At 66.9% G+C, this 21,218-nt stretch carries 24 protein-coding genes; 14 read left to right on the forward strand and 10 right to left on the reverse strand.

The annotated features are described in order from the left end of the window. Window positions 1–218: SulP family inorganic anion transporter (locus ACIHAO_RS42015; protein ID WP_396567769.1), on the reverse strand; the 218-nt coding region annotated here is incomplete at its 3' end. Window positions 219–596: 378 nt separating this feature from the next. Next, window positions 597–974, reverse strand: a complete 378-nt coding sequence (locus tag ACIHAO_RS42020) for a MerR family transcriptional regulator (protein WP_396567842.1) — start codon at window positions 972–974, stop codon at window positions 597–599. A 317-nt stretch (window positions 975–1,291) separates the two neighbouring features. Here ACIHAO_RS42020 and ACIHAO_RS42025 point away from each other — a divergent pair, with 317 nt between their 5' ends. The 3 genes from ACIHAO_RS42025 to ACIHAO_RS42035 all read left to right on the forward strand — a co-directional run bounded on the left by ACIHAO_RS42025 (window position 1,292) and on the right by ACIHAO_RS42035 (window position 3,380). Then, window positions 1,292–2,143 carry an alpha/beta fold hydrolase gene (locus ACIHAO_RS42025; protein WP_396567771.1) on the forward strand — a complete coding sequence of 284 codons (852 nt, stop codon included), beginning with the start codon at window positions 1,292–1,294 and terminating at the stop codon, window positions 2,141–2,143. A gap of 326 nt (window positions 2,144–2,469) precedes the next feature. Next, window positions 2,470–2,685, forward strand: a complete 216-nt coding sequence (locus ACIHAO_RS42030; RefSeq protein WP_396567773.1) for a hypothetical protein — start codon at window positions 2,470–2,472, stop codon at window positions 2,683–2,685. Beyond that, window positions 2,685–3,380: a winged helix-turn-helix transcriptional regulator gene (locus ACIHAO_RS42035; RefSeq protein WP_396567775.1), complete on the forward strand. Its 696-nt coding sequence runs from the start codon at window positions 2,685–2,687 to the stop codon at window positions 3,378–3,380. The genes ACIHAO_RS42030 and ACIHAO_RS42035 overlap by 1 nt, the downstream gene beginning before the upstream one ends. Before the next feature lie 285 nt (window positions 3,381–3,665). Here ACIHAO_RS42035 and ACIHAO_RS42040 read toward each other — a convergent pair whose 3' ends face one another. Continuing rightward, complete coding sequence (locus ACIHAO_RS42040) at window positions 3,666–4,214, reverse strand: hypothetical protein (RefSeq protein WP_396567777.1); 549 nt, start codon at window positions 4,212–4,214, stop codon at window positions 3,666–3,668. A 152-nt stretch (window positions 4,215–4,366) separates the two neighbouring features. On the opposite strand from ACIHAO_RS42040, the gene ACIHAO_RS42045 reads away from it, so the two are divergent. The 6 genes from ACIHAO_RS42045 to ACIHAO_RS42070 all read left to right on the forward strand — a co-directional run bounded on the left by ACIHAO_RS42045 (window position 4,367) and on the right by ACIHAO_RS42070 (window position 10,776). Next, a complete protein-coding gene (locus ACIHAO_RS42045; RefSeq protein ID WP_396567779.1) occupies window positions 4,367–4,846 on the forward strand; it encodes a cation:proton antiporter regulatory subunit in 480 nt (159 codons plus the stop codon). A 2-nt stretch (window positions 4,847–4,848) separates the two neighbouring features. Next, window positions 4,849–6,033, forward strand: a complete 1,185-nt coding sequence (locus tag ACIHAO_RS42050) for a cation:proton antiporter (protein ID WP_396567781.1) — start codon at window positions 4,849–4,851, stop codon at window positions 6,031–6,033. 105 nt (window positions 6,034–6,138) lie between these two features. Then, a complete protein-coding gene (locus ACIHAO_RS42055) occupies window positions 6,139–7,365 on the forward strand; it encodes a cation:proton antiporter (protein ID WP_396567783.1) in 1,227 nt (408 codons plus the stop codon). Further along, on the forward strand, window positions 7,365–7,607 hold the full coding sequence (locus ACIHAO_RS42060) for a hypothetical protein (RefSeq protein ID WP_396567785.1): 243 nt from the start codon (window positions 7,365–7,367) through the stop codon (window positions 7,605–7,607). Before ACIHAO_RS42055 ends, ACIHAO_RS42060 begins: the two co-directional genes overlap by 1 nt. Before the next feature lie 207 nt (window positions 7,608–7,814). Then, window positions 7,815–8,309, forward strand: a complete 495-nt coding sequence (locus ACIHAO_RS42065; RefSeq protein WP_396567787.1) for a helix-turn-helix domain-containing protein — start codon at window positions 7,815–7,817, stop codon at window positions 8,307–8,309. Between the two features lie 25 nt (window positions 8,310–8,334). After that, window positions 8,335–10,776 (forward strand): PEP/pyruvate-binding domain-containing protein, encoded by a 2,442-nt coding sequence (locus tag ACIHAO_RS42070; RefSeq protein ID WP_396567789.1) that lies wholly within the window; start codon window positions 8,335–8,337, stop codon window positions 10,774–10,776. A gap of 6 nt (window positions 10,777–10,782) precedes the next feature. Here the strand turns inward: ACIHAO_RS42070 and ACIHAO_RS42075 are convergent, their stop codons facing one another. The 3 genes from ACIHAO_RS42075 to ACIHAO_RS42085 are packed head-to-tail and all read right to left on the reverse strand — an operon-like array spanning window position 10,783 to window position 13,155. Then, on the reverse strand, window positions 10,783–11,265 hold the full coding sequence (locus ACIHAO_RS42075; protein WP_396567791.1) for a DUF6653 family protein: 483 nt from the start codon (window positions 11,263–11,265) through the stop codon (window positions 10,783–10,785). Between the two features lie 13 nt (window positions 11,266–11,278). After that, a complete protein-coding gene (locus ACIHAO_RS42080; protein ID WP_396567793.1) occupies window positions 11,279–12,547 on the reverse strand; it encodes a glycosyltransferase in 1,269 nt (422 codons plus the stop codon). Next, the gene (locus tag ACIHAO_RS42085) at window positions 12,544–13,155 is read right to left on the reverse strand and encodes a TetR/AcrR family transcriptional regulator (protein ID WP_396567795.1); all 612 of its coding nucleotides are present in this window, start codon (window positions 13,153–13,155) and stop codon (window positions 12,544–12,546) included. The genes ACIHAO_RS42080 and ACIHAO_RS42085 overlap by 4 nt, the downstream gene beginning before the upstream one ends. A gap of 391 nt (window positions 13,156–13,546) precedes the next feature. Here ACIHAO_RS42085 and ACIHAO_RS42090 point away from each other — a divergent pair, with 391 nt between their 5' ends. Further along, a complete protein-coding gene (locus ACIHAO_RS42090) occupies window positions 13,547–15,043 on the forward strand; it encodes a SulP family inorganic anion transporter (RefSeq protein WP_396567797.1) in 1,497 nt (498 codons plus the stop codon). Next, window positions 15,040–15,531, forward strand: coding sequence for a beta-class carbonic anhydrase (locus tag ACIHAO_RS42095; RefSeq protein ID WP_396567799.1), 492 nt, complete (start codon window positions 15,040–15,042; stop codon window positions 15,529–15,531). Before ACIHAO_RS42090 ends, ACIHAO_RS42095 begins: the two co-directional genes overlap by 4 nt. Here ACIHAO_RS42095 and ACIHAO_RS42100 read toward each other — a convergent pair whose 3' ends face one another. Both ACIHAO_RS42100 and ACIHAO_RS42105 read right to left on the reverse strand, forming a co-directional pair. Continuing rightward, the gene (locus tag ACIHAO_RS42100) at window positions 15,532–15,978 is read right to left on the reverse strand and encodes a CBS domain-containing protein (protein ID WP_396567801.1); all 447 of its coding nucleotides are present in this window, start codon (window positions 15,976–15,978) and stop codon (window positions 15,532–15,534) included. A 38-nt stretch (window positions 15,979–16,016) separates the two neighbouring features. Continuing rightward, window positions 16,017–16,172: a hypothetical protein gene (locus ACIHAO_RS42105; protein WP_396567803.1), complete on the reverse strand. Its 156-nt coding sequence runs from the start codon at window positions 16,170–16,172 to the stop codon at window positions 16,017–16,019. Window positions 16,173–16,447: 275 nt separating this feature from the next. On the opposite strand from ACIHAO_RS42105, the gene ACIHAO_RS42110 reads away from it, so the two are divergent. Further along, window positions 16,448–17,740: an SLC13 family permease gene (locus tag ACIHAO_RS42110; RefSeq protein WP_396567805.1), complete on the forward strand. Its 1,293-nt coding sequence runs from the start codon at window positions 16,448–16,450 to the stop codon at window positions 17,738–17,740. 10 nt (window positions 17,741–17,750) lie between these two features. On the opposite strand, the gene ACIHAO_RS42115 is transcribed toward ACIHAO_RS42110, so the two are convergent. After that, window positions 17,751–19,112, reverse strand: a complete 1,362-nt coding sequence (locus tag ACIHAO_RS42115) for a PucR family transcriptional regulator (protein ID WP_396567807.1) — start codon at window positions 19,110–19,112, stop codon at window positions 17,751–17,753. Between the two features lie 19 nt (window positions 19,113–19,131). On the opposite strand from ACIHAO_RS42115, the gene ACIHAO_RS42120 reads away from it, so the two are divergent. Both ACIHAO_RS42120 and ACIHAO_RS42125 read left to right on the forward strand, forming a co-directional pair. Next, window positions 19,132–19,563 carry an NfeD family protein gene (locus ACIHAO_RS42120; protein WP_396567809.1) on the forward strand — a complete coding sequence of 144 codons (432 nt, stop codon included), beginning with the start codon at window positions 19,132–19,134 and terminating at the stop codon, window positions 19,561–19,563. Window positions 19,564–19,626: 63 nt separating this feature from the next. Continuing rightward, on the forward strand, window positions 19,627–20,616 hold the full coding sequence (locus ACIHAO_RS42125; protein ID WP_396567811.1) for an SPFH domain-containing protein: 990 nt from the start codon (window positions 19,627–19,629) through the stop codon (window positions 20,614–20,616). 94 nt (window positions 20,617–20,710) lie between these two features. On the opposite strand, the gene ACIHAO_RS42130 is transcribed toward ACIHAO_RS42125, so the two are convergent. Then, complete coding sequence (locus tag ACIHAO_RS42130; protein ID WP_396567813.1) at window positions 20,711–21,181, reverse strand: hypothetical protein; 471 nt, start codon at window positions 21,179–21,181, stop codon at window positions 20,711–20,713. Between the last annotated feature and the right edge of the window lie 37 nt (window positions 21,182–21,218).

Raw genomic sequence — 21,218 nt, forward strand, 5'->3', positions numbered from 1 at the left:
ATCATCGCCGAACGTCCGCCCACGATCGAGATCACCACCGCCATGGTGAACGACGCGAACAACCCCACACTCGGATCCACGCCCGCGATGATCGAAAAGGAGATCGCCTCCGGGATCAACGCGAGCGCGACCACGAGACCGGCGAGGATTTCGGTGCGGGCGACCTTGGGCGACAACCACGACGGGCGCGTGAACACCTGGGTCACAAAACTCGACACAGACAGACAACCTGACTTTCTCGGGCGCCACGCGGGCGCGGAACCACCTCACGCCACCACGGCGCGCTGAAGACTTAGTTGGCGAGAGCGTCCATCAGTTGCTCGGGCTGACCCGGAACGGTCACAGCAACCACAAAGCTGCCAGGCAAGGGGAGCACTCCTCGCCCCAGGAACGAACTCGGGTCAGTGATGACCCCGACGGCCCGGCGGGAAGAATCCCCGCCAACAACTCTAACCTTACGTTAGAGGAGAGATTACGACTCGCGACGCCGCGCGGCTGAAATGAGGGCTGGATCACTTCAAATGCCACGACAGCCCTGGGGTACTCGAACCTGGTGCTCACCGAGCACCCGCCAGCGACCATCGGGAGTCGCAGCCCTACAGCGCGCGTGTCCGAGTGGGGTCGTGCGACCGCAGCAGGGCGGCGAACTCCTCGGCGATCGCCAGCTTAGTGCGCAGCTCCGCACACGCCTTTTCAGCGGTCGCGCCGAATTCCGCCAGGCGAGCCGCCGGGTCCTCGATCTCGGGACTTCCCGGGGTCGGGTCGAGGATGGCCAGCAGGTCGCGCATCTCCTCCAGCTGGAACCCCAGCGGCTTCATCCGCTTGATCAGTTCCAGCCGGTCCACGTCCGGGTCGGTGTAGAGCCTGAAACCGCCCTGGCTACGTGCACTGGGAACCACCAGGCCGACTTCCTCGTAATAGCGGATCGTCCGTAACGAGAGCCCCGTGCGCTCGGCCACCTCGCCGATCTGCATCTGCACGCCCACACCGGCTCCGTTTCTTCTGTCACCCGCTCACCGTTCTGCGCTGAGACCGGGGGACACCGTCGACCACACTTTCACGTAACAGTACTGTCGCCCCTCACCCGCCACGCCCGCAGACAGCCTTAGCGATAGGTGGATCACAACGGAACTTCTCACCCTCTGTCGATCACAAGTCCGATGTCGTCGCCGTCCGTGATCATCAAGCCGGGCGGTGAACTGGCTCCACTACGACGTTCCGCAGGAGCCGCCAAGGGGCCTGCACGCTGCACACAAGATGCAAAACGTCGGGATGGGCCATCATGGTTGTCGTGGGTGAAATCCGTTCCACCAAGACCGCGGACCTGGATCGCGGCGTCGTCGAGTATCGGTTCGACCAGCGCGGTGGTGCCACTGTGGTGATCTTCCACGGCGGGCATATGAACGCCGGGCTCGCGCTCGGTGAGGACGTGTTCGCCGAAGCCGGTTACTCCGTGCTCGTGCTCTCGAGGCCCGGCTACGGCCGGACACCGCTGACGACCGGCACAACGGCGAGCGGATTCTCCGAAGTCACTCACTCGCTCTGCGAGTATCTCGGTATCACTCGTGTCGCTGCCGTGGTCGGTGTTTCGGCCGGTGGACCCACTGCGGTGGCGACGGCCGCCCGTTATCCGGAACTGGTCGAGCGGGTCGTTCTCCAAAGTGCGGTCGGGCCGCTCCCGTGGCCCGATGCGCGGACACGTCTGGCGGCTCGGCTCGCCTTCTCGCCGGCGACCGAGCGCATCACCTGGTCCGCGGTGCGGGCGATCATGCGCGCAGCCCCGAATTCAGGTTTGCGCTTGCTGCTGGGTGATCTCGCGGTTCTGCCTGCGTCGCGGGTCCTGGCAGCTCTGTCCGCCGACGACCGCCGGACGTTGATCGAGTTGTTCTGCCGGATGCGATCCGGCCGCGGCTTCCGCAACGACCTCACCGCCCGACGAGACAGTCTCGGGGAGGTTGCACAGCCCACTTTGGTGATCGCGAGCCGTAACGATGGATCCGTGCCCTTCGCCCACGCCGAAGCCCTCGCCACGACGATCCAGCACAGCACCCTGCTCGAGAGCAAAGCCGAAAGCCACTTCATCTGGTTCGGCCAGGACTGGGCCGCGCTCAGCGCGAGGATCCGCGACTTCCTCGCCAACTGAAATCTAGCGGGGTGTGAGGCCTTGTTGCTAGGAGGATGAGACAAGGTCTACGGGTCATGCTCGCGGGACCAGCCCTCGCTGGGGACGGCAGCAGGTGTGACTTGGAGACAGCTGGCAGGAAAGCTCTTCGAGATCGGCGGGCATCCACTGCCGACCAAGCCTCCCGGCGCACCCCGCGAAGAAGGCACTCTCGCTACCCCACTCGCACCAGGAGATTCGCGCCGACGCCCTGGAGAACGTGTCTGCAATCGTCAGGCAGTCGTCAGGTTCACCCCAGCGCAGAGCCGGAAGAATGGGCCGGAGGTCAAGTGCACGCGAGGAGAGTGATGAGCGTAGAGACGCCGAGCGCGAAGGACGTCGTCGAAGACGTTTCCGTCTGGCTGGCCAGCGAGTTCTCGACGAAATTGTCCCCGGTCGCGGTCGGCGCCATCGTCCGCGCCACCCACCGGGACCTCCAGGAACAGATCGTTCCCGAAGCGCTCGGTGAGATGCTTCACCGGATGGCGCGGCACCGGATCGCCCGTCTCGTCCAGGTGCTTTGATGCGCTACGAACAGCACTGCCCGATCGCGCTGGCGACCGAGGTGGTCGGCGAACCATGGACGCTGCTGATCGTCCGGGAACTGCTGCGCGGCAGCACCACGCTCCCGGACGTCGCCGCCGGTGTGCCGGGAATGTCCACCGGGTTGCTGATCAAACGGCTCCGGACCCTGGGAACCGCGGGAGTGGTCGTCCTTCACCCGCCGAACCGGCCTCAGCGGGTCGCGCTGACCGAAGCCGGCCGCGAACTGGCGGCGGTCGTCGAACAGCTCGGCAGCTGGGGTGCGCGCTGGTTGCCGCCGCCACGGCACAACGACCTCGACCCTGCCCTGCTGTTACGCGATATCTCCCGGGAAATCGACCGATCGGTCCTTCCTGACAAAGCAGTGTCGGTCCATTTCCGGTTCACCGAGTCGCCCGGGCCACGTTGGTGGTGGCTTGTACTCTCGCGGGACCTCGCGGCACCGACCATCCACGATCCACGGCTGCCACAGGCGATGCGGATCGACTGCACGCTCGGCGCGCTGGCTCAGGTCTGGCTCGGCCACACGGAGTGGCTGGAAGCCCTACGGGACAAGGCGATCGTGATCTCCGGACCCCGGAGTGCCGTCCGCGAGGCGATCACCTGGCTCGGTACGAACCGCTTCTCCGGCAGCAGAAACGCTACCGATGCGGGCGCGCCCACACTGTCCTCATAGGAGGGTTCCCTCGCGGATGTCCCGCGTGAGTCGGAGGTACCCGTGAGACCTGCCGGTTGCGGGGTCGCGGCTGAGGCGCTGTGCGTCGCGGCGGCGCGGGCGGGTCCGGCCGATTCGCCCAGGAATCGAACAGCAGGACGAACGCGGCGAAACCCACCGGGGCGAGTCCGAGCAGCCATAGCCCCTGGGTAGCAAAGAGGGCTCCCATCAGTATGGAGGGAACGACGGCGAGCAGGCAGAAGGGATCCAGTCGGCCGAATAGGGGCCGTCCGCGATTCTGGGAATTCATGGCACTCCTTGGTTCACTCCGGCTTGTGCCTCCAGGAGTTCCGCCGCGCGAAGCTCGGCGACTCTCGCCTTCTCCTCTGCCTCTTCCGCGAAGTGGCGGTGACGTGCTGAGACCGAATTGTCGCCACGGTGCAGGACGACTTCGCCGCGCTCACGATGGCCCTCCGCACGTCTTATGGCCGCGAACGCCAGGCAGATTTCGATCTTCTGCGCCGCTGACCCGCGTGCGAACCGCCGGGCCCTGCTCCGACGCTCCGCCGCCATGGCGAGCTCGTCATAGGCCATGTAGTGGCAGGAGGCCAGTTCGGCGAGATCCCGCTGGCGCTGCGCCAGGAGCGGCTTGCCCGCGACTACCGATTCAGCCGCCAGTTCGAGGTGCTCGCCCGCGATCTCGCGGAGACGCGCCGCGTCACCACGCAGCCGACTCGCGCGCGACAGTCCGCTGTCCCCGGAGCTCTCCGCAGGCGGTGTGCCAGGTGGTTTCCCAGTGTCCCGATACAGCAGCTCGGTGAGGGCCCTGCTACGCAACCTGACCGCAGGCGCCATCACTTCTCCTCGTCCACGACCAGATGCTCGCCACACGCCGAGCCTGTCACGGGAGGCGGAGGACCGACCTGACGAAAACCTTACGATCGATCACGGAAGCACGCGATGCGCACGACGGATGAACCGGCCGTAGCCGCAGTAAGGATGAAGCCATGGACGTCAACGAGGTTCTCCTGCCCGGTGTCGGGCTTCGCTACGAGTTCGTCAACGCCGACGGCGACCGGATCGGCATCGTCGCTCGTAGATCAGGCACCTTCGAAGTGGTCGGATACTCGACGGCCGACCCGGACGAAGGTGAGCTCCTGTTCAGGCTCACCGCTGCCGAAGCGGACACGGTCGCGGAGATCCTCGGGGCGCCGAGGATCGCGGAGCGCTTCGCAGACCTGACCAAGGAGGTACCCGGTCTCAGCGCGGGCCAGATCGTGGTTCCGGCGGCTTCCGGCCACGTGGGCCAGCCACTCGGTCATACCAGGGCCCGGACCCGCACCGGAGCGTCCATCGTCGCCATCGTCCGCGGGGGCGAGGTCATCGCGTCCCCGCCCCCGGACGAAATCCTTCGCGGCGGCGACGTTCTGGTGGTGATCGGAACGCACGAGGGGATCACCGGCGTGCGCGCGATCATCGAGAGCTGACCATGCACACCTCGCTCGCGCTCCTGCTCGAGCTCGGCATCATCCTCCTGGTGCTCAGCGCGCTAGGCGCGTTCGCACGCCGCCTGTCGCTCTCACCGATCCCCCTTTACCTCCTCACCGGCCTGGCCCTCGGCGAAGGCGGAATCGCGCCTATCCCGGCCGCCGGGGACTTCGTCCAAACGGGCGCCTCGATCGGCGTCGTCCTCCTCCTGCTCACCCTTGGCCTGGAATTCGACGCCTCCGAACTCCGGGACAGCCTCCGCCGTCATCTACCCTCCGCCGTCGTCGACCTCGCATTGAACGCGGCGCCGGGAGCGATCGCCGGATGGCTGCTCGGCCTGGACTGGGTCGGCATTTTCGCCCTCGCCGGGGCGACCTGGATCTCGTCCTCAGGCATCATCGCCCGCCTACTCGCCGATCTGCGACGGCTCGGCAACCGGGAAACCTCAGCGGTACTGTCGATCCTGGTCATCGAGGACTTCGCCATGGCGTTGTACCTCCCTGTGCTGGCGGTCATCGCGTCAGGAGGCACCTGGGGCGAAGCGATCACCGGTGTCCTGATCGCGATCGTCTGCGTCGCCGCGGCGTTCCTCGCGTCCCATCGGTGGGGACATCACGTCAACCGATGGCTCGCGCACCCCGACTCGGAACAACTCATGCTGCGAGTCCTCGGCTCGACCCTCGTCGTGGCCGCTCTGGCAGAGTTCGTGGACGTGTCCGCGGCCGTCGGCGCCTTCCTCGTGGGTTTGACCCTCACCGGCGATGCTGCCGAGCGCACGAGGACAGTGCTCGCACCGCTGCGCGACCTGTTCGCCGCCGCGTTCTTCCTCTCGATCGGGTTCGCGGTCAGCCCGGCGGGCTTGTTGCCCGTCCTGCCCGCCGCGCTGGCTCTCGCGGTGGCGGGGATAGCGACCAAATTCGCGACCGGCTGGCTGGCCGCACGCCGGGACGGCGCCGCACGCCGAGGACGGATCAGAGCCGGGACGGTCCTGATCGCCCGCGGGGAGTTCTCGGTCGTGATCGTCAGTCTCGCGGGCACGGCGAGCGCCGCGCTCGGTCCGCTCGTCACCGCCTACGTCCTCATCCTCGCCACAGCTGGACCAGTGCTCACCCGCTGGCCACGACGGAAACCGAGAACGCCCGAAGTCGGGGACAAGGAGCCGCCGGTGTCCCCGACTTCGGCGTGACGGGGACGGCGGTTTGCGTCCGCCGCGCCTATACGGCATCTTTACGCGCGGAGCGCCGGGAAGTCTGGTCGGCATAACCCACCCGACAGGGGTGGGTCATTCGACGTGGACGGGGTTTTGATGGCGCTCGCTTTGGCGTTCGGTCTGGTACTGCTGATCAGTGTGTCGCTGTCGGGGCTCGCGGCACGCACCGTACTGTCGACCGCACTGCTGTTCCTAGTGGCGGGAGCACTGATCGGGCAAGGCGGATTCGGCCTCGTCGACATCCCCTCCAACGGCGCCTTCGTGACCGGCCTTGCCGATCTGGCGTTGTTCACCGTCCTGTTCACCGACGGCCAGCGCGCCAGCCTGCCCTCCCTGAAGGAAGGCTGGCGGCTCTCCGGCCGCGCCCTGGGCCTGGCGATGCCCTTGACCATGGTGGGCATCGCGGTGCCGACGCACTACCTCACCGGCCTGGACTGGACGACGTCGTTTCTGATCGGCGCGATCCTGTCACCGACCGACCCGGTGTTCGCCTCCGCCATCGTCGGCCGCACGGATGTGCCGCTACGCCTGCGCAGGCTGCTCAACGTCGAATCCGGGCTGAACGACGGCCTCGCGCTCCCCTTCGTGCTGATCTTCCTCGCGACCGCCGCGAACCGGGACACCGACTTCGGCGGCATCGCCATCGAACTCGTCGCCGGCCTCGCGCTCGGCGTCGCCATCCCCGCAGCCATCACGCTCGCCTGGCGGCTGAAAGTCCTCACCGCGGAACCACGGCTCCAGGCGCTGGGGCCGTTGGCGGTCGCGGTGATCCTGTACGCGACGTGCCACCTCACCCACGCCAATCCTTACCTCGCCGCGTTCGCGGCCGGCGCGACACTGGCCACAATGGACCGTGTATCGGCTGAGCATTTCGAGCATTTCGGCGACCTGCTGTCCGAGACGACGAAATTCGCCGCTCTCCTGGTGTTCGGTGCTCTCATCACCCCGGAACGGCTGTCTCACCTCAGCATCGGCGACTGGGCGGTCGCGGTGATCGCGATCGTGCTGGTGCGGCCCGCCGCGATGATGCTTTCTCTGATCCGCACTCCGCTGCCCGCCCGGGAACGGTCGGTCGCGGCCTGGTTCGGTCCCAAGGGCTTCGCCTCCGTCGTCTACGGACTCCTCGCACTACAGGCCGGGATCCCAGCGGGAGAGCATGTCTTCGACCTTGTCGCGATCACCATCGCACTGTCGATCGTGCTGCATTCCTCCACCGACGTCCCCGTCGCCAAAGCGCTGCGCATCGAACCGCCGGACAACCTGCCCACCGGACAACCGGAAAAGCTTCCGCAGAAGGAGAGTTCCTGATGGGAGGCATCACCCCCGCCCTGGTGCTCGCATTACTGTTCATGGTCCTGCTCGGTGCCATCCCCAGGCGCTACTGGTACCTGCAGCTCCCCGCGGTACTCGGCTGGGTCCTGGTCTGGATCGACAGCGCGTTCACCGGTCACTGGACCGATTCGCTGGGCGTGGCGATCACCGTCTTCAGCCTGCTTTGGCTGGCTTTGACCGGAAAGCGCGCCCGTTCTGGCTCCGACCCGGGCAGGTGATGGTTCGAGACCGGCGTGGAACGCGCAGATCCGTTTGACACACCGAATTCACCTGACTGGCCCAACACCGTAGGGAAAGTACAAGAAATTCGGCTGTTCGGCATTGCTGTCATATCAAGAACCATCGCATCGGACGTGCGCGTCGCGCTTTCACGCCTATCGTGTAATGCCGACCATCCCGACGGCGGGAAAGGGGAACCACGGCCGGTGCCCGACCACCCCACAGCAGAGCTGGCCTGGCTGGTCAGCCAACCCTGCGCGGTCGAGATCTTGGACGTCCTCGCCGAAGCGCCTCGCCCGCTCACGGATCTGCACCGGCAGCTGAAGGCGACTCGCCGGACGATCTCCTCGGCACTGCGCGTTCTCGCCGCGGCCGGGGTGGTCCGCCGCCGTGGACACTGTGGCAGCTGGGATAGTCTCCCTCTTCCGTCGACCCGCTTTGAGCTCACCGCTACCGGTCGCGAGTTCACTTGGCAGCTGAATCGGGTCGAGGTCTGGACGACGCTCTACGAGCACTATCTCGGTACTCCGCCCAGCACGAAAAGGACGAGGGCCATGTGGGCACCGATCTCCATCGTGCTTCTCCTCGCCTGCCTCGGAAACATGATGCTCGGCCATGGCGGGCACGCGATCCTGTTCGGCATCGCGTGGCTGGGGCTCGTCGCCGCGGTGACGTATCGGGCACGGCACCGGACCACCTGATCACCCACGCGGCAAGGAGAATGAGATGAAACTCCTTCAGCTGTCCGAGATCGATGCTTCGATGATCGATCTGGTGGGAGGGAAGGCCGCCGGGCTCGGTGAGATACTCAAGGCGGGCGAGCGTGTGCCGGATGGCTTCTGCTTGACCGTCGAGGCCTATACGTCGCGCGATCTCCCGGAGAAGGAGTTGCTCGCCGCCTACGAACGGCTCGGCGGCGGCCGGGTCGCGGTGCGGTCCAGCGCCACCGCCGAGGACTTGCCGGACGCCAGCTTCGCGGGACAGCAGGACACCTTCCTCGACATCGACGGGGCCGCCGCGCTCGTCGACGCCGTTCGCAAGTGCTGGGCCTCCCTGCATTCCGATCGCGCGGTGGCCTACCGGGCCACCGTCGGTATCGACGAGGCCGCGATGGCGGTGGTGATCCAGCGGATGATCCACCCCGTGGCGGCCGGCGTCCTGTTCACCGCCGACCCGATCACCGGTTGCCGCACCGAGATGGTCGTCGATGCCGCCCCCGGGCTGGGGACCGCGATCGTCGAGGGCACCGTCGTTCCCGATCACTACCTCTTCGACCACCGTGCGCGGACCATGCCGCACCAGGCCGAGGGATGCCTCGATACCCGGCAGCTCGAACAGCTCCGGGACGCCGGTCTGCGGCTGCAACGGCATTTCGGCTCGCCGCAGGACATCGAATGGGCGATCGATTCCGACGGCGTGCTGTGGCTGGTGCAGTCCCGGCCGATCACCACCCTGTTCCCGCTGCCGCCGGACACCGGCGAGACCCGGCTGTACCTCGAGTTCGGCCACATCCAGGGGATGCTCCGCCCGTGCACGCCGATGGGGATCTCCTTGCTCAAGACCGGATCGGCGATGTGGTTCCAAGCGAACGGCGTCCGAAGCGACCCGCGGGATCCGCTGCCGCGGCTGGTGCCGATCGGCGGGCGGCTCTACTTCGACCTGACCGACTTCGTCCGCAGCAAGGCCATGCGCAAGCGGCTGCCGACGTCCCTGCAGGTGTACGGGCCGCGGGTCCAGGGCGCAGTCGAGCGCATGCTGACCGATCCCCGCTTCGCCCCGCGGCGCGGCTTTCCGTTCCGGCCGAGCAACATACTCAGGGCCACGGCGAAAGTGGTGCCGAGCGTGATCACGGGGTTCGCGTCGAGCCTGGCGCGCCCGGACGCGGCGCGTGCCCGCGCTTACCGGGCGGTGGAGGAGATCCGGCGCCTGACCGTTCCGCCCTTGGACTCGGCGACCACGGCGGAACGGCTGAGATGGGTCATCGAGGACTCGCATCGAGCGATCATGGGCCAAGGCATGCTGGGGCTCACCGGGCCTTTGATGGCCGGGATCTTCCTCGGGGTGGCGCCCTCCGGGCTGCTCAAGGGCATCGCGACGGACGAGGAACTGGACATCGTTCTGGGCGGAATGCCTCATAACGTGACCACCGAGATGGATCTTGTCCTCTGGGGCCTCGCGGTGAACGCGCGCGAGCAAGGCGAGCTTTTCCTCTCCACCCCACCCGGCGAACTGGCCGCGAAGTACCGCGCCGGTCAACTGCCCGACATCGGGATGGCCGGATTCCTGGACAAGTACGGCATGCGCGCCGCGGCCGAGATCGACGTCGGCATGCCCCGCTGGAGCGAGGACCCGGCGCCGCTGTTCGCCACGATCGCCAACTACCTCCGCGTCGAAGACCCCGAACAGGCACCCGACCGGCGATTCCACAGAGCCGCGGAGAGGGCCGAGGCGATGATCGAGACCCTGTCCCAGCGAGCGCGGCACCGGCGTCCGGTCCGCGGCAGGGTCGCGACCTTCCTCATGCGCCGCTCACGCAAGCTCACCGGCCTGAGGGAGATCGGGAAGTTCGCGTGGTTGCCCGCGATTCAAGCGGCTCGCCGGCAACTCCTCCACGTCGGCGACGACCTGGTGTCACGTGGCCTGCTGAAACGCGGCGACGACATCATGTTCCTCACCCTCGACGAAGCACGCGCGGCCGTCCACGACGCGACCGACCACCGCCACCTGGTCGCCGCGCGCAGCGCTCACCACCGGCGAGAACTACGACGGCACACCGTCCCCGGCGCCTTGCTGTCCGACGGGACCGACGTGGAAGCACTGGCCCCACCCGGGCCCGCCGAAGACGGCGTACTGGTCGGGATGGCCGGCGCGGCCGGTCAGGCGACCGGGAGAGCGCGCGTGATCCGCGATCCGGTCGGCGCGTACATCGAGCCGGGCGAGATCCTCGTCGCGCCGACCACCGACCCTGGATGGACCCCGCTGTTCCTGACCACGGCCGGCCTGGTCACCGAAACCGGCTCACCGGTCGCGCACGGCCCCACGGTCGCCCGGGAGTACGGCATCCCCGCCGTCATCTGCGTCCGCAACGCCACCCGCGAAATCACCACCGGTCAGCTGATCGCCATCGACGGAACCGCAGGCACGGTACGGATAGTCGATGACGACTGACGCCTTTCACGCGTCCGCCTGCTTCTCGGCCCGTTCCCAGAGCCGGCCGAACCGGTCGATGCGCCACAGCTGCGCCACCACGACCACCGTCGCGCCGTACAGGGTCGGCCAGAAGTCGAGCGCGATCAGGCCCCACGTGATGAGCCCGAAACCGGCGAGGCCGAGCGCGACCAGGACACGCAGCACCGCGCGGTGGTCCGGCGGGACCAAGGATTTGTCGTGTGCCCAGACGCGTTCGCCGTAGATGCCTCGGGCGGCCCAGCCGCGTGGTTCGACCGGCGGGAACGCCGAGGGGTTGAGGAACAGCCACACGACGACGGCCGCGATCGGCACGAGGCACCACCAGCCGATCCAGGTCCGGCTCCAGATCGCGAGCAGCATCAGCGGGATCGCGGCGAAGCGGGTCCATACGCTCCAAGGGTTCGCGTGGCGGCGCCAGGCTTCGTCGTCCATCCGGAAGGTCTTCGTCACCGCGTCGGTGAGTTCCATCGTATTTTCCTTGTCAGCTCAGGTTTTCGAGGAGGTCGACAGCGACGGCCACGCCGTTCTCCGCGCCGATTTCCCGGCCGAGCCGTTCGGCCCGTTCGCGCATCCCGGTGTCACCGGTGGCTTGCCGCAGCGACGCGGTGAGCCGGTCGGCCGTGAGGTGCTGCTGGCGGATCGGGGGCGGCGCGACGCCGACGGCGTGCATGCGGTTCGCCCAGTACGGCTGGTCGGCGACGAACGGGCACACCACTTGCGGTCTGCCCGCGGCCAATGCGGCACCGGTCGTACCGCCGCCTCCGTGATGCACGACCGCGCTCATGCGCGGGAACAGCCAGTCGTGCGGCGCGTGGTCGAGCACGAACAGATCGCCGGTTCCGGCGTCCGCGGCGATGCCGCCCCAGCCGGTGGCGAGTACCGCGCGCACCCCGGCCTGGCGGACGGCTTCTTCGACCACCGCGCGGGTGCGGCGTGAGTCCCTGCCCGCCATGCTGCCGAAGCCGATGTAGACCGGAGCGGGGCCGGCGTCGAGGAAGTCCCGCAACGCCGCGGGCGGTTCCCACCCTGTCGCGGCGGAGAGGTACCAGAAACCGGTGGTGTGCACAGAATCCGGCCAGTCCGAGGCCGCGAGGGTGACCTCACGGCTGAATGCCTGCAGGACCAGCCGGTCACGGCCCTCCGCGTCGTGCAGGATGTCATGGCTCCCCCGGCGGCGCGGCAGCCCGAGTTCGGTCGTGCGCCAGGTGGAGGTGATCCCGGTGAAAGCGCGCAAGATCGCGGCCACCGCGAGATACGTCGCGCGGTTCACCACTCTCGGCAGGCGGGGCAAGGGAATCATCGGGCACGGGAACTCGCCGGTGGGGATCCAGCCGGGTTGCAGCGCGACGACCACGGCGGGAACGCCGAGCATCTCCGCCGCGTGGTGGGCTGGCACCCCCGTCGTGTGCACGACGACATCCGCGCGAGAGGCCTTCGCGGCCACACCGACGTGGTGCAGAACTTCCACCATCATCGGTTTGACCCGCTGGGCCGTCCGCAGGGCGGTGATCTTGCCCCGGATGCCCCGGTATCCGCCTTCGATGGCCTCTTTCACCACAGGGTCGTCCATCAGCCGGTTCGCGCCCTCACCGAGCGGGGCGAACTCGATGTCGTACTCCCCCGCCGTATCGGCGAACGAGTCCGGCGCGGCCAGCACCGCCTCGTGCCCGCGATCGCGGAGGGCGACCGCGAGAGCGAGCATCGGCTGCACGTCACCACGCGTGCCGTGGGTGGCCAGCAGCGCCCTCATTTCGACCGCTCCTGGTCGTTGATGGCGGTGTAGGCGGTCAGCCAGCGGTCATCGGTGAACAGGCCGTTGGTCAGGATCTCCAGCCCCGCCCTGGCACCGCGGACCGCGGTCGCGGTCTCCGCGGCGTCCCCGCCGAACAACCGGCCGACGTGGTCACCGAGCACGAGTGGGGCCAGCAGCCAGGACACATAGACGACCGCGCGCGCACGCGAGTCGTCCGACGGGCGCACCCAACCCTCCCGCTCACCATCGGCGAGCCACGCTTCCGTGCGATCCACGATCTCGGTGAACAAGGCAGACGCCCCACTCGACCCGTCCAGAAACGCCCTGGCCAGATAACGCCGCACCGGCGTGGCCGCCTGCAGCACCTCCGCCAGCGCGTCGTCACCTGCCTCGCCTCCGCCCCGGATCGAGTCCAGCACATGCTCGTCACACGCCTGCCGCAGCCCGTCCTTCGAACCGAAATGGTGGAGCACCAAACCCGGCGAAACTCCGGCATCCGCGGCGACAGCACGCACCGAAGTCCCGGCGATGCCGTCGGCGCCGAACCTGGCCAGCGCGGCATCACGGATACGGGCCCGTGCCGTCAGATCAGAGACTGAACTCATGTTCAGAGTATTGAACACTCGTTCAGTCGCGTCAAGGCGAAGCCGCTTGACGATCGATCAGTTCGACGAGAGCACAAGTTTTGACAGGTGATCGACGACAGCCAGTTCAAAAGGCCGAGCGGATAGGACGTCGCGGACTGGCTTGCCCCAGCTTGTCCACGGCCCGGCCGGCCATCGATTCCGCAGAGTACGGCAAATCGGTCATTTCAACCATGATGCGGACGACCGAGGATCGGTTAGGCCGTCGGCGTGATGATCTCGACCGCAAGTCTCCTTTACTGGACCTTTACTCTTTTTTAGGGCATCTTTACGCCCAGGAGTGCCGGGAAGTCTGGTCGGCGGCTTGGCCCACCGAGGGCCGGATTCGACGTATACCGACGAGCGGGGACCGATGCTCCAGCGTTTCGCCAGAGAACTTCTTGCCGGGCTGACCGTGGCCATCGTGGCACTGCCACTGGCGATCGCCTTCGGCATCACCGCGACCGGCACATCCGAAGGTGCGCTCGTCGGCCTGTACGGCGCGATCTTCGCCGGGTTCTTCGCCGCGGTCTTCGGAGGAACGCCCGCGCAGGTGACCGGTCCGACCGGTCCGATCACCGTGGTCGCCACCGGCGTCATCGCGGCGCACGGACTCGAAGGCGCGTTCCTCGCGTTCATCATGGCGGGTGCGCTTCAGATCCTGTTCGGTGCGTGCCGCCTCGGATCCCTCATCCGCTACATCCCACACCCCGTGGTGTCGGGATTCATGGGCGGAATCGCACTGATCATCATCTTGGGCGAGCTCGACCAGCTGCAGAAGAGCTTTTTGGTGGTGGCGGCCACGATCGTGCTGATGCTCGTATCGGCGCGAGTGGTCAAATCCATTCCGGCGAGCCTGATCGCGCTCGTGATCATCACCGGCATCCTGTCGTTCGCGGAACCCGTCCTGCAGAACCTCCGGATCGGGCCGGTTTCGCTCAACGGCACGGTCGACTACATCGGCCAGATCCCCGAATCGATTCCCTCGATCACTTTCCCGGAGTTCAGCGGCTCGCTGATCCTCACCCTCGTGCTGCCCGCCCTGAGTATCGCGTTGCTGGGTTCGATCGACTCCTTGCTGACCTCGGTGGTGATGGACAACATCACGGGCCGCCGGCACCGCAGCAATCGCGAACTGGTCGGCCAGGGGCTCGGCAACATGGCCAGCGGGTTGTTCGGCGGCCTGGCCAGTGCGGGAGCGACCGTCAGGTCCGTGGTCAACGTCAGAAGCGGCGGCAGCACCGCGCTGTCGGCAGCGACCCACAGCGTCATCCTGCTGGCACTGGTGGCCGGTCTCGGCGCGGTCGTCCAGTACATCCCGCTCGCCGTGCTGTCGGGCATCCTGATCCTGACCGCGATCGGCATGTTCGACTGGGAAAGCCTCCGCAAAACCCATGTCACCCCCAGGGGCGACGTCGTCGTGATGTTCGCGACGATGATCATCACCGTCCTCGTCGACCTGACCGTGGCGGTCGCGGTCGGCGTGGCCGTAGCGCTCGTCGTGCACTTCATGCAATCGCGCCGAAGCAAGGCTTCGGTCGTCTACGACGAGACCGGCGGCTACCACATCGAGGGACCGCTGTCGTTCCTCTCCATCGACCGCGTCTTGACCACACTTCGCGACGACGAGCCGAAACTGTCGCTCAATCTGCGGAATGTGAGCTACCTGGACATGTCCGGAGCCAAGGGACTGCTGACCTTCATCGATCACTCCCACAGATCCGACGTGGAACTCGCCTTCAAGGATCTGCCGCCACACGTCGAGCACAAATTGACCGCGCTCGCGAGCGACGAACAGCGCGACAAACTCGCCACCGTCATCAGGAACGCGCCCAGTGCCGCGAACCGGCCGAACGATGGGAAGTCATGACCGCGATCGACGTACTACTCAAGCGCAATCACGAACTCGGCGACGCGGTGCCAGGCGATCGGCGCTCGCCGCGGCCTTCCCTGCAGGTGACCATCCTGACCTGCATGGACGCGCGCGTGCGAGTGTTCGAGATCTTCGGTCTCATCCAGGGCGAAGCGCATGTGCTGCGCAACGCCGGCGGCGTGGTCACCGACGACGTGATCCGCTCGCTCGCGCTGAGCCAGCGGAAGCTGGGCACCCGCGAGGTCCTCATCGTGCAGCACACCGACTGCGGGTTGTCGCTGGTGACCGAAGACGACTTCAAGGACGAATTGGAAGCCGGCACCGGGCTGCGGCCGACGTGGTCGGTCGAGGCTTTCCGCGACGTTTCCGACAGCGTCCGCCGTTCGATGCAGCGCGTGAAGCGCTCGGATTTTCTTCTGCACACCGACAACGTCCGCGGTTTCGTCTACGACGTGAAGGCCGGAGCGCTGACGGAGGTCGGCTGATCACCGTGGGGCGAGCGCCAGCTCCAGGAGGCGGGACGCGGAGATCACGCCGAGCAGCGTCTTGTCCTGCATGACCGCGACCAGTGGGCAGTGCAGCCTCGCCATGATCGCGGCGACTTCGATGATCGTGTCGTCGGAGTTCACCCGAGGCAGTTCGGCGGGCTCCGCGGGAAGCAACGAACGCACCTTGCGGCCGCCCAGTTTGTCGGCGACCCGATCGGCCATCGACTCGTTGAGGACACCGGCGAGCGACGGGTCGTCCTGTACATAGGTCGGCACCAGGAAACGGACCACCTCTGAAGCAGGCAGGACCGACTGAGGACAGCCACTCCGGTCGGTCACGACGATTCCGGGCAGACGGTGCTCCGCGAGAAGCCTCGCCGCGTCGAGCGCGTCGGAATCCATGTCCACGACCGGGAATTCCTCGGCCATCTCCCTGGCTTGCATGGCGCAAGACTACGACCGTCCGGGCAGGTGCGCCCGGTTCAGCCGTCGTTACTGTCCGATTCTTTACGGCTCGACGAGAGCCCGGCGCGATTCGACGATTCTCCGCGCTCCTGCCGCAGGTGCATTACGCGGAGGGCGGCCATCAGGACGACGAATACGGCGATCAACGCGAGAGGACCGAGCAGTCCGGACATAAGCTCCCCATCTCACAACACTGTGATCACCGGCACAGTCCAGGGTACAGGAGGACCCCAGCACCGAATCCACTGGACGGGTCGCAATTGTCCGAGTTGCCTCTGCTTCTCGTTTACGGCATCTTGACGCGTGGAGCGCCGGGAAGTCTGGTCGGCATACCCCGTCCCTGACCGGGCCGGGGCCGTCGGGATGGACAGGAATCGGTGAGAGTACAAGTGATCTGGCACCGTCTTCGGCCGGTATTCGCCCTTGATTCCGTTCACCAGGGCGCGGCATGAGTGCCACCGTCGCGATCACCGTGTTCGTGGTGGCATACCTGTTCATCGCCACCGAGAAGATCCCCAAGATGGTCACCGCGCTCGCCGGCGCGGGCATCGTCCTCGGCCTCGGCGTGCTCGACTCCGAGGACGCGTTCTACTCCCACGACACCGGTGTCGACTGGGACGTCATCTTCCTGCTGCTCGGCATGATGATCATCGTCGGAGTCCTCCGGAAGACCGGCGTCTTCGAGTTCACCGCGATCTGGGCCGCCAAGCGCGCCAAGGGCTCGCCACTGCGGATCATGCTGCTGCTGGTACTCATCACCGCGGTCGCTTCGGCGTTCCTGGACAACGTCACCACGGTGCTGCTGATGGCGCCCGTGACCCTGCTCGTCTGCGATCGGCTCGACATCAAGCCGGTGCCCTTCCTGATCGCCGAAGTCATGGCCTCGAACATCGGCGGCGCCGCGACCCTGATCGGCGACCCGCCCAACATCATCATCGGCAGCCGCGGCGGCCTGACGTTCAACGACTTCCTCGTCAACATGGCGCCGATCGTGGCCATCGAACTGGTCGTCTTCTGCCTCGTCCTGCCGAGACTGTTCCGCGGTTCCTTCACCGTCGACCCGGAACGGGTCGCCGACGTCATGGCCCTCAACGAACGCGAAGCCATCCACGACAAGAAACTCCTCGTCAAATGCGGCGTCGTGCTCCTGGGCGTCTTCACCGCGTTCATCGGCCACTCGCTCTTCCACATCGAACCGTCGGTCGTCGCCCTGCTCGGCGCCGGCGCCCTCGTTCTCCTGTCCCAGGCCAAACCGAAGGACTACCTCGCCAGCGTCGAATGGGAGACCCTGCTGTTCTTCGCCGGTCTCTTCATCATGATCGGCGCCCTGGTCAAAACCGGCGTCATCGGCGACCTGGCGAAACTCGCCGCCGACGCCACCGGCGGAAACGCGCTCCTCGCCGTCATGCTGATTCTCGGCGTCTCAGCGCTGCTGTCCGGCGTCGTCGACAACATCCCGTACGTCGCGACGATGAGCCCGCTGGTCCTCGACCTCACCAACAGCATCGCCGACCCCACCCACTCCGAAGCCCTCTGGTGGTCACTCGCCCTCGGCGCCGACTTCGGCGGCAACGCCACCGCCATCGGAGCCAGCGCCAACGTCGTCGTCCTCGGCATCGCCGCCCGAGCGGGAAGCCCCATCTCCTTCTGGGAATTCACCAAGAAAGGCGCTCTCGTCACGCTGATCACCGTCCTCGTCGCGGCGCCCTACCTGTGGCTGCGCTACTTCGTCTTCGCCTGACCTCGCGCGCTCAGTCAGGGTGTGCCAACCTGTGGGCGGGCCAGTCGAGCAGGCGCGCACCCAGCACTGCCGCTTCCAAGGTGAACCGCTGGGCGGGGTCGCGAGGGTCGTAGCCCGTGCTGTGCTTGACGCGGTCGAGCCGGTAGGTCACCGCTCGAACGCTCAGGAACAACGTCCTCGCCGTTTCGGCCGCGACCCCGCCGGAGGCGAAGTAGGCGGCGAGGGTGTCCAGCAACGGCCGTGCGCCACCACGAGTGTCGTTCAACGGCCCCAGAACCGTGTCGACCAGTTCGATGATCGCGGCCCGGTCGCGGAACAAGACCTGATACACCAACAGGTTGCTGGCATTCAGGACGGACTCGGTGAGTCCAAGGGACTCGGCAAGGTCAAGGGCGCCCCGCGCTTCCTCGTAGGACCGGAGAATGCCGCCGGGGCCAGGATGCGTTCGGCCGATTCCGATCTGGAACCGCAGGCGTGCGGACAAGCCTGCCTCGACCTGCCGGGCGAACTCCGCGGCAACCTCAGGAAGCGCACCAGGGGCGATACAGAGGAGCGTACCGTCTTTCGTGGTGATCATGACCTCGCGGGAATCGAAGCGGCCTGACAACGCCGCCTCGATCCGCTGCGTCGTGGCGTCTCCGTCGGCGAACATGTGGTCGGCACGGGCGACTGTCACGACATAGCTCGCGGCCAGGCGAAGGCCGAACCGGTCCGCACGCTCAGCCAGACGACCAAGATCGCTTCGCCCGTAGAGCAGATCATCGAGGAACTCACGTCGCTCGGCCCCCTCTCGCCGCATCACCCGGCGCTGAGCGCTGTCGTACCCGTCGGCCAGCGCCACGATCGCGTCGTCCGAGGCACGCAGGATCGCCTCCGCGATCGCGCAGACCTCCTCCTTCCCGCTCGCCTCCACCACCGCGGGCAGCTTCCGCCAGCACATCCAGTTCACGCTGAGATAGAGATCGACCAACGACCGCAGGGAAACGCTCCGCTCGGCCGCGGCGGCACCGAGCTCACGGCGGGAATCGAGTTCAGCACGCGACAACCGCCGTTGCGTCCCGCTGACGCCGTCGAGCATCTCGAGGTAACCGTCGAGGAATTCCGTGGATACGCCACCGGCGTCACGCGCGGCCCGATCCGCGAGGAAGGCGATGTCCAGCCTGGGGCGGGCACGTCCGGTCATCGCAGCACATCCTGCCTGAGTCGTATTGCCCACTCTCGGCAATCGGGCAACCCTGATCGTAACCGTTTCCTGGAACCGCTGTCGTCGATCCTGCCGGGCTCCGGCAATCAACGGGTGCCGAACCTCGCCGGACAGCCACCTAGGCCAGGGGCGACTGGCAAGCGACGATTGACGGGACACGGAGACCATCGACGGATCGAGGTGTCGGATGCTCGATTGGCATATCTGGCTGATTCTCGCCGCGGTGCTGGGAGTCACCGAGATCTTCACACTGACGGCGTCACTCGGGATCCTCGGCGGGGCCGCGTTGATAGCCGCGGGGTCCGCCACCGTCGGCCTGCCGGCCCCGCTCCAGCTTCTGATCTTCGCCATCGCCGCGACCCTCGGCCTCGTCCTCCTGCGACCGATCGTCCATCGGCACATGCTCAGCCCCCAGTTGCAACGGTTCGGCGTGGACGCACTCATCGGCAAACCCGCGCACGTCGTACGCGAGGTGAGCGGTCTCGACGGGCTCGTCCGCATCGGCGGGGAAGAGTGGACCGCCCGCCCTTACGACGACACCCTCGTGATCCCGGTCGGCGCGGTCGTCGACGTGATGGAGATCAGCGGCAGCACCGCACTCGTCTACCCCAGGGAGTAACCCATGGAAGTATCTGCTCTCCTGATCGTCGGTCTGATTATCGCCCTGCTCGCCGTCATCACCGTGCTGAAGGCCGTCCGCATCGTGCCGCAGGCACGCGCTCGCAACGTCGAACGGCTCGGCCGGTACAACCGCACACTGCAACCCGGCCTCAGTTTCGTCATCCCCTACATCGACCGGGTCTATCCCGCCATCGACCTGCGCGAGCAAGTCGTGTCGTTCCAGCCGCAACCGGTCATCACCGAAGACAACCTGGTCGTCGAGATCGACACCGTGCTCTACTTTCAGGTCACCGATCCGCGCGCCGCTGCCTATGAGATCGCCAGCTTCCTCCAGGCCGTCGAACAGCTCACCGTGACGACGCTGCGCAACGTGGTCGGGTCGATGGACCTCGAAAGCACTCTCACCTCCCGCGACACGATCAACAGCCAGCTGCGTGGCGTACTCGACGAGGCGACAGGGAAATGGGGGCTTCGCGTGAACCGTGTCGAAATCAAGGCGATCGACCCGCCGAGCACCATCAAAGAAGCAATGGAAAAGCAGATGCGGGCCGAACGCGACAAGCGCGCCGCCATCCTGAGCGCCGAAGGCCAGCGACAGTCCCAGATCCTCACCGCCGAAGGCGACAAGCAGGCGTCGGTCCTGCGCGCCGAAGGCAATCGTGCCGCCGAAATCCTCAAAGCCGAAGGCCAATCGCGGGCCATCGACCAGGTCTTCCAGGCCGTCCACCGCAACGACCCCGACCCCAAGCTCCTCGCCTATCAGTATCTGCAAATGCTGCCGCAGCTCGCGCAAGGACCGGGCAACACCTTCTGGGTGATACCGAGCGAGGTCACGTCAGCGCTGAAGAGCGTGTCGACCGCGTTCACCGAAGCCCTGCCCAAGTCCGCGGCCACCCGCGAGACCACTCCGGTGGACACTGTGGCGGAGGAGGCCACCGAGGACGCTGCACGCGCCGCTGAAGCGGCGGCCCAGGCGGTGGCCGACGCTGCTGAACCCGGCCCCGTTACTCGGAACAGCAGGGCGAATCACACCGGCGAAGTAGTTTCCTGACACGATTCGAACTGCCCCCTAAGCGTCCACTCGATACACTCGCCGGACGAAGGCCCCGCGCTCCCTCCCCCTCGGCGCGGGGCCTTCGCCACACTCAAGCCGTGCGTGCTTCCACCGCCATCGCCCCGGCGCGGCTGTCCGCTTCCCGCGCCGCCGCTTCATGCCTTCGCGCGGCCGCTTCGTTTCCGGCCGTCCTCGCCGTGTATGCCGCGGCACGTTCGTGATGCGCTTCAGCGCGCCGGATCGCCGAGAACGACCTGTCGAGCAGAAGCGTCCATTGTGGAGACTCGCGGGGAAGCGCCTTGGCCGACGCTCGGGCCTCGGCCGCATTGGCGAGTTCGTGATACGCGAACCCGTGGTGCGCGGCCACCTCGCCCAGCAGGCGCTGCATCTTCGCGCGCCGGAACGCATCGGGGTCGCCTCCCGCTTCGAGCTCTACGGCCAGATCACGATGCCCGGCGGCGACGGACCACAGCCGGTCCGCGTGGTCACGCTTCCGCCGCACCTCCGGATCGGGTTTCGCTCCGTTGGCCACTCCAGCCTCTGCCGTCAATACCTCGGTCATGTTCCCACTTTCACACGTAGAAAGACCGTTGCAACTG

Origin of the sequence: Amycolatopsis sp. NPDC052450 (assembly GCF_044547565.1) — a bacterium.
In the GTDB taxonomy this organism is placed as follows: Bacteria; Actinomycetota; Actinomycetes; order Mycobacteriales; family Pseudonocardiaceae; genus Amycolatopsis.